Raw genomic sequence first — 296 nt, 5'->3', positions numbered from 1 at the left:
CGGGTTAAGCGCAACGATAGTCTTATTTTGATGGGCGATTTTCGCCGCTGCCATCACACTTTCGAGTGGTGATTCCAGCTGCATTAATAATGCTGACGCGTTGGCAATACGCTCACGTTGCGCTTCCACCAGCGCCGGGGAAAGGGCAGCATTAGCGCCGGCATGAATACCGATGACATTCTCACCTTCGCCATTAACAAAAATCAGCGCCACACCTGTTGATTCGCCTTTGATCACGCTGACCGGAGAAATATCGATGTTATCAGTGGCGAGCTGCTGGCGAACGCTCTCACCAA

Annotated in this window: 1 protein-coding gene; it reads right to left on the bottom strand. The window is 52.0% G+C overall.

The annotated features are described in order from the left end of the window. The coding region (locus tag LZP73_RS20090) for a PfkB family carbohydrate kinase (protein WP_234236685.1) at positions 1-296 on the bottom strand (296 nt) is incomplete at both ends.

This window comes from Shewanella sp. AS16 (assembly GCF_021412365.1).
GTDB lineage: Bacteria > Pseudomonadota > Gammaproteobacteria > Enterobacterales > Shewanellaceae > Shewanella > Shewanella salipaludis.
Note: the sequence above shows the minus strand (reverse complement) of the source record. Positions and strands in the feature narration are given on the sequence as shown.